The sequence below is a fragment of the Microbacterium sp. 13-71-7 genome, from assembly GCF_002257455.1.
Taxonomy (GTDB): Bacteria; Actinomycetota; Actinomycetes; order Actinomycetales; family Microbacteriaceae; genus Microbacterium.
The window spans coordinates 1-6,619 of the sequence record NZ_NCKN01000217.1; the positions used below are offsets into that span (position 1 = coordinate 1).

Below are 6,619 nucleotides of genomic sequence, written 5' to 3' on the forward strand. Positions count from 1 at the left end.
CGAAGAGCAGAGACACGGAGCAAGCCCGCCAACTGTTCAAGGAAGCATTTCGCATTTCGGAGCAGCTACTCGACGGATCCCGCTACCCCCGTCCATCTCTGCCCGTCGTTGAGGATCGCGAGGAGGAACTCGGCGCCGACCGCATCGAGGAGATCGCTCAAGAGGTGCGAGCTCTCTGGGCATTGGACGGCACCTCACCCATCAACCATCTCGTGCGCACGATGGAACGCCGCGGCATCGTGGTCTGCCCGCTCGTGTTGCCTAGTGACGATGAGCCGCTGTACGGAGAGGGAAAGTCACAGCACTTCGGCGCGTCATTCTGGCTAGGTGTCGGAGAGACGGCAGTGGTTTCGCTGTTCCCCGGGTCATCCGGGGATCGCGATCGCTTCACTGCCGCGCACGAGGCCGGCCATATGGTGCTTCACACGTTCCGCCCCTGGGTGGATGCGGACGTGAAAGAACGCGAGGCAAACCTGTTCGCCGGCGCCCTGCTCGCACCCGAGCGCGCAATCGCCAGCGCGTTCGACGAAACCATGACGCTCAAGACTCTCGCGCAGCTCAAGGCCAAGTGGGGCATGTCAATGCAAGCGCTCGCCATGCGCGGCCGCCAGCTCGGGCTGATCTCTCCCGACCGTTCCCAAGCACTTTTCCGACAGATCTCGGCGCGAGGCTGGAGGAAGAACGAACCAGTTGAGGTCCCGCACGAAGCGCCGAAGCTCATGCGCAAGCTGATCGAGATGAAGTACGGACCCAACCCGTTTGCCGAGGACAGGATCGTCGACGAGCTCGGACTTCCCCCTGCGATTCTTCGTTCGCTCGCCCCTGACGCCCTGGGCGCTCCTGAGTCTCCTCGTGACAACGTGACGCACATCGACTTTCGAGCTGAGAGAACCCCCGGCGCTCGGACGGATCGTCTGCGGATGTAGCACCAGACCTGGGCGGCCGCACCGCGCCCCCGGTCTTTGCTCCCCGCTGGGAGAGGCCGTGGTCCGACCTCTCCCATGTCGCGTTGTTATCGGCGTTCCGGTCTGATCACCTGTTGCGCAGCTGCTCAGTACGCGACGCTGATTTCCATGAGCACGCACAAGACGAAGGAACAAGCGCTCCGAGACCTCGGCGAGGTCGTCGCCGAGGAAGTGGCGATCATCCGCACTCTCACAGTCCGCGAGGCGGCCGAGCGAATCTGGTACCCCGGCGGGCCCTCGATGGAGCAGCTCATCGAGCGTTGCGCCGGCACAGGTCTCTGCAAGCCCGACTTGGAGGCGCCTGCCGCCGACGTCACGCGGGACGAATCAGCTCACGCAACTGGAGCGCAGCGATCGAACCTGCCCTCCGAGTTCCCGCCCGTCATGTCCCCTAAGACTCTGGCCGCATTTCTCGAGGTCACCCCTCTGACGCTTCAGCGGTGGCGTAACGCGAAGACCGGACCCGTTCCGGCTCTGGTTCCCGACTCGAACGTGATCCGCTACACCCGTGAGGATGTCGTCGCCTGGCTTGCGCGCCATCGCGCTGATTGGTCGGACTCGTGAGCGCCGAGCGAGCCCGCCTCCTCACTCCTGATGTAGTCGCGACTTGGCTACACATCTCCCGCGGTCAGGTGCAGGAGCTCGCGCGCAGCCGGGAGCTCCCGGCGCCGAAGATCGGCCGCTACTGGCGGTTCGAGGAGGGTGCGATCAGACGACACTTGGACGAACGCCGGAGGCCGGCATGACAGATCGGGACCGTCTCCTGGCTGAGCTCGTCGACCTGATCGCTGTACGAACTGCCGAGAACGTGATCCGGGCTCTGGAAGCACGCGAAATAGGTCCGACTCCGTCTACCTCCGCGCTCGCCCCGATCTTGCTGAATACCAAGGCCGCTGCTGCCATGCTCGGCATGTCACCGCAGAGCCTGCGGAACCTCCGATCGGCCCAGCAAGGGCCTCTGGCCGTCAAGCGGGGCGCGTCCGTAAGATACCGACCGGCTGATCTCGAAGCATGGGCCGCCGCGGAGTTCAAACCGGCATGATCAGTCCCGAAACCGGTGCCGTCATAGCGACACTAGATTCATGAGCCAGTACAAGACGAAGGAGCAGGCGCTCGTGGACTTCGGACGGGTCGTGGGCGAGGCGGCCGCGATCATCCGCACTCTGACGGTCCGCGAGGCGGCGGAGCGCATCTGGTATCCGGGCGGCCCCTCGATGGAAGAGTGCATCCGACGCGCCGAAGCATCCGGCCTCTGCAAGCCTGATCCCGTCGACCCTCCGGCCGCCGCGCCGAACGTTCCACGTACGCCGCCGACGGCCGCGCCACGATCGCACAGCGCAGCGCCGACACAGCTCGATCGCATCGAACACCTGCTCGAGCATCTCGTCTCAAGCGGGAAACAGCGCGTGTACTCCACACGGGCGGCCGCCGACTACTGCGGTATGTCCTACGGCACCTTCCGGAACCGGCTCGCCGCCAAGACCGGGCCAGCACAGCACAAGGACGGCGACTCGAACGGTTTCTTCGAGGCGGACCTTGACGCCTGGAACGAGACGCGGCTGCAGCCTATTGGGCCACGATGATCGCGGCTATCGCCGCGCCGAGCGATGCAACTGCGACGCCGAGAGAGCACCAAGCCATGATCCGAGTGAACCGCTCTGAACGCTCCGCATCGGCGCGTGTGCTCTCGGCGAGGTCGAGCTGACGCCGCATCGCTTCGGCGATCTCCTCCATGGTCGATTCGGTGCGACGGGCCGCATCCGCAGCAGCGCGCGTGTTGTGCATCGTCTCGCGCTCATGAAACTTGGTGTCGGGGAAGCCGAAGCCCGGAGAGCTCATGGGCACATCGTAGCTAGTCCGCAGAATTCCCCTCGGAGCACGACAACGGACACCGCTAGACGCGCCTAGATCCGCGGGATTCCGCGGCGGGCATGACCGCTCACAAGTGGACAAGCACCTGGTTGCGATTCATCAACTTCCGCTGATCCGGCACGCGCCGCCTCGAATCCGGGGCGGCCTGTCGATCGCGCGCCTCCTCGATCGTCACCTCACTGAACGGAACCTCCGTTCCGGAGAGGAAACGTCATGGACAGCACACATATCACCGGCGTCCGCACGGTCAGCGTCCCCGTAGACGACCAGGACGACGCGCTGCGCTTCTATCGCCGCCTCGGCTTCGCCGTGCTGCGCGACGCGCCGACGCCGAACGGGCGCTGGATCGAGCTGGCTCCCGGCCGCGGGAACGTGATCCTCACCCTGGAACCGGCTGATCCCGGCGTTCACCGCGGACCGATCGGGATCCGCTTCACCTCCGCCGACGTCGACGCGGCCCACGCCGCGATGCTCGCGGAGGGCGTCGACGTGGACGAGATCCTGCGGTGGCCCGGAGTGCCGGCGATGTTCGCGTTCCGCGACCCGGACGGCAACGCGTTCTCGATCACGGGCGAGGATCCTGCGACGGATCCCGGAGCCGATGAGAGGATCGCGTCATGAGCAGGATCGTGCCGCTGGACATCGCCTTCACCGCCACGCTCGGACGCGTCCGCGAGGGCGACACCTGGATCTGCGTGCAGCTGCCGGATTCCGCGACGGTCTTCGGGACACGGGGGCTCGTCAAGGTGTCCCGAACCGTCGACGGGCACCCGTTCGACGGCGCCTTCATGGCCCTGGGCGACGGCACCCACAAGCTTCCGGTGTCGAGCACGATCCGCCGGGCGATCGGCAAGGCCGAGGGCGACGAGGTGGCCGTGCACCTCACGCGCCGGCGCAACTGAGCCTTCGCCTCCGACGGCCCCTCCGAGCCCCCACACGGCCGGAACGTCGCGCAAACGCCGCTCGATGTCGCCGAATGCACGGCTCGTTCATCACTTCGATACCGGTATTTGGGTTTGCCCCCTCCCAGTGAGATAGTGCTGTTCTGGGGTAACTACTTGGGGGTAGTGATGGGCGAACGCGGTCCGTTGACTGGCGTAGTAAGGTCGCCGCTGGGGGCGACGAAGCAACTCCTCGCGGAGGAGGTGTATCAGCAGGTCGGTGCGTCGATCATCGACGGCACGCTGCCGGCGGGATCGCGCATCCGGGATGCGGATCTGGCAGAGAAGTTCGGCGTCTCGCGGATGCCGATCCGGGAGGCGCTGCAGCGACTCGAACGGGTCGGCCTGGTCGAGATGTACCCGAGCCGGTACACGCAGGTCACCGAGGTCCCGCCCGAACTCACGGCGAAGACCCTGGAGTACGCGGGCTATGTCGGCGGAGCGGTCGCGGCGATCGCCGTGCCGCGGCTGAGCGCCGCAGAGCGCACGGAGGCGGCGGCCCTGGCCCGCGCCCTCGACGACGGCCTCGACGACCCCGCCGCGCTCTCGGCGGAGCGCTGGGCGCTCCTGCACTATCTGGCCGAGCGGTGCGACAACGAGATCCTCAGCTCCGTCCTGGACGAGACCAGCATGCCGCTGTCCCGCAACCTGCGACCGTGGTCGGTCGACGCCTCGCAGCGCGACGTCATGCGCGCGCGGCACGCCGCCCTGGCCGAGGCGATCCTCGCCGGCGACGGCCACTCCGCGGAGCACCTCATGCGGGCCATGCACCTCGTGGAGTGAGCCAGGGCCGGATCCGCGTCCGCGGAGGCGGTCAGGCCTGCGCCGGGCGCCGGGCGGCGCGATCGGCCGCGGCCCAGCCGTCGACCCAGTAGCCGAGCCGATCGTAGGCCTCCTCGCGCGCCTCGTGCCGGGACAGGAAGACGTCGTGCAGTGCACCGTCGATCCGCTCGATCGTGACCGAGGATCCGATCTTCAGCGCGGCTCGGGCGATGTCGTCGACCACCAGCACGCTGTCCGCGCGCGTGAGGTCGTCCGACCATGCCGTCGGCACGGCGCTGCGCGCCGACAGCAGCACGCACACGGGAGCGCCGACCGCGATCCCTCCGGCGATCGTCGCGTGCCCGGCCAGGATCGCGTGCAGCCACCCGGCATGCACGGCCATCGTCTGCGCCGGCCGCCAGGCGAGGTTCACGTCCATGGGATCCGCCGGGTCGGCGGCCTCCTGCTGCGCGCGCGTGTAGTAGCCGAGGTCGACCTGCGGGGCACGGTCGAGCGGACGGTACTTGGCGCGCAGCTCCACCAGCGGCGCGATCGTCTCACGCGTGAAGCGCGGCAGCTGGAACTCCAGCCACGGGCTGTTCAGGATCAGCGCCGAGGCGATGCCGGGGTTCCGTGCGGCCCACAGGCTGAGGATCAGGCCTCCCGTGGAATGGCCGAGCAGCACCAGCCGGCGGCCGACCGCGTCGGAGTCCGCCTGCATGGTGGCGAGCGTCGCCCCGATGTCCTGGTCGTACTCGACGAGGCTCCCGATATAGCCGGGCGTCTGGTAGTCGCGGAGACTCCGTCCGTACTTGCGCAGATCCAGCGCGAAGAACCGCGCGCCGCGGCCGGTCCAGAACCGCGCCAGCCGCTTCTGGAAGAAGTAGTCCGACCACCCGTGCACGTAGAGCACATCGGTGTCGGCGAGCTGCCGGCCGTCTCCGAAGAGCCGCTGCCACACGGTGCGCTGCGGCAGTGCGCGCACCAGGGTCGCGACGATCTCTCCCTCGTCATCGGATCCGAGCGGCAGCGTGAGCTGCTCGAACTCGTCGCCGAGCACGTCGGTCGTCCACGCGGCGGGATCGGAGCGGCTCATGGACCCAGGGTATCCGCGTCGCCCCGCGGTGCTCGCGGGTCCCCTCCCCTACGCTGGGCACACCGACGCGCACGGCACGGACCGCTCAGGAGGAACCATGATCCGCACTCGACTGCACCGTTCGATCGCCAGCCTCGTCGCGGGCGCCGCAGTCGCCACCGCATCTCTCGGGCTCGCCGGCTGCTCCGGCGGCGCGACGCCCGCCGTCAGCGCGAGCAGCGCCCCCGCGACCACGGCGGCCGGTGCGCTGCCGCCGATCATCGCGGACCTCGGCTCGATCGACGGGACCACCGTCCAGGTGCCCCTCGGCAACACGATCGACCTCACCGGCGATGACAAGGACTTCACGCACTGGACGGCCGAAGTCGCCGACCCGAAGATCGTCTCCTTCGTGCCGGGCAAGGACGACGGATCCGCCCGGTTCAACCCGGGCCTCGACGCCCTCGCCGAGGGCACGACGAAGGTCACGATGGACAACAGCGCCTCGGGTAAGCACCTGGCCTTCACGGTCACGGTGACCGCGAAGAAGTAGACGCTCCCCGCTCAGGGACCGGGCCGGGCCCGGGGCGTCACTCCCCGCGGGAGATGCGGACCATGTCCTCGCGCGGCACGAGCTTGACGCGGGCGCGCTCCTCGGGGGCGCCGAGCGCGATCTCGTGCTCGTCCAGCCGGTGCCAGCCGTCGAGGTCGGTCCAGCGCACGCCGCGCTCGGCGAGCAGTGCGGGGATCGCCTCCTCGGACGGATCCTCCGGCTGCCACCAGGAACCCTGGTCGTTGATGAGGTGGCGCACGGTCTCCATCGCGTCCGACTTGGTGTGGCCGATGAGCCCGACCGGCCCCCGCTTGATCCAGCCGGTGGCGTAGATGCCCGGCACCCGCTGGTTGGAGTCCTTCGCGAGCACCTGGCCCTCGCGGTTCGGGATCACGCCGTGCTTCTTGTCGAACGGCACGCCGTCCAGCGGCGATCCGAAGTACCCGACCGC

Annotated in this window: 11 protein-coding genes and 1 pseudogene; 9 read left to right on the forward strand and 3 right to left on the reverse strand. The window is 68.2% G+C overall.

The annotated features are described in order from the left end of the window. From B7X32_RS16860 to B7X32_RS16870, 5 genes are all read left to right on the forward strand, one after another. Window positions 1-926 (forward strand): ImmA/IrrE family metallo-endopeptidase (locus tag B7X32_RS16860; protein ID WP_292722228.1); only part of this gene is annotated, 926 nt, incomplete at its 5' end. A 147-nt stretch (window positions 927-1,073) separates the two neighbouring features. Beyond that, a complete protein-coding gene (locus B7X32_RS16865) occupies window positions 1,074-1,529 on the forward strand; it encodes a helix-turn-helix domain-containing protein (protein WP_292722230.1) in 456 nt (151 codons plus the stop codon). Next, entirely contained in the window at window positions 1,526-1,711 is a 186-nt protein-coding gene (locus B7X32_RS21090; RefSeq protein WP_366247004.1) for a helix-turn-helix domain-containing protein, read from the forward strand. The genes B7X32_RS16865 and B7X32_RS21090 overlap by 4 nt, the downstream gene beginning before the upstream one ends. Then, window positions 1,708-2,007 (forward strand): helix-turn-helix domain-containing protein, encoded by a 300-nt coding sequence (locus B7X32_RS21095; RefSeq protein ID WP_366247005.1) that lies wholly within the window; start codon window positions 1,708-1,710, stop codon window positions 2,005-2,007. Before B7X32_RS21090 ends, B7X32_RS21095 begins: the two co-directional genes overlap by 4 nt. Before the next feature lie 40 nt (window positions 2,008-2,047). Further along, a complete protein-coding gene (locus tag B7X32_RS16870; protein WP_292722232.1) occupies window positions 2,048-2,548 on the forward strand; it encodes a hypothetical protein in 501 nt (166 codons plus the stop codon). On the opposite strand, the gene B7X32_RS16875 is transcribed toward B7X32_RS16870, so the two are convergent. Continuing rightward, a complete protein-coding gene (locus B7X32_RS16875; protein WP_292722235.1) occupies window positions 2,532-2,804 on the reverse strand; it encodes a hypothetical protein in 273 nt (90 codons plus the stop codon). The two genes, B7X32_RS16870 and B7X32_RS16875, sit on opposite strands and share 17 nt — an antisense overlap. Before the next feature lie 246 nt (window positions 2,805-3,050). On the opposite strand from B7X32_RS16875, the gene B7X32_RS16880 reads away from it, so the two are divergent. From B7X32_RS16880 to B7X32_RS16890, 3 genes are all read left to right on the forward strand, one after another. Beyond that, the gene (locus B7X32_RS16880) at window positions 3,051-3,458 is read left to right on the forward strand and encodes a VOC family protein (protein WP_292722237.1); all 408 of its coding nucleotides are present in this window, start codon (window positions 3,051-3,053) and stop codon (window positions 3,456-3,458) included. Further along, window positions 3,455-3,739 carry a DUF1905 domain-containing protein gene (locus B7X32_RS16885; RefSeq protein WP_292722240.1) on the forward strand — a complete coding sequence of 95 codons (285 nt, stop codon included), beginning with the start codon at window positions 3,455-3,457 and terminating at the stop codon, window positions 3,737-3,739. Before B7X32_RS16880 ends, B7X32_RS16885 begins: the two co-directional genes overlap by 4 nt. 168 nt (window positions 3,740-3,907) lie before the next feature. Then, on the forward strand, window positions 3,908-4,561 hold the full coding sequence (locus B7X32_RS16890) for a GntR family transcriptional regulator (protein WP_292722243.1): 654 nt from the start codon (window positions 3,908-3,910) through the stop codon (window positions 4,559-4,561). Between the two features lie 31 nt (window positions 4,562-4,592). Here B7X32_RS16890 and B7X32_RS16895 read toward each other — a convergent pair whose 3' ends face one another. Then, window positions 4,593-5,636, reverse strand: a complete 1,044-nt coding sequence (locus B7X32_RS16895; protein WP_292722245.1) for an alpha/beta hydrolase — start codon at window positions 5,634-5,636, stop codon at window positions 4,593-4,595. A 97-nt stretch (window positions 5,637-5,733) separates the two neighbouring features. Here B7X32_RS16895 and B7X32_RS16900 point away from each other — a divergent pair, with 97 nt between their 5' ends. Beyond that, complete coding sequence (locus B7X32_RS16900) at window positions 5,734-6,168, forward strand: hypothetical protein (protein WP_292722248.1); 435 nt, start codon at window positions 5,734-5,736, stop codon at window positions 6,166-6,168. A 37-nt stretch (window positions 6,169-6,205) separates the two neighbouring features. Here B7X32_RS16900 and B7X32_RS16905 read toward each other — a convergent pair. Beyond that, window positions 6,206-6,619 (reverse strand): annotated as a pseudogene (locus tag B7X32_RS16905) (pyridine nucleotide-disulfide oxidoreductase); the annotation flags it as partial.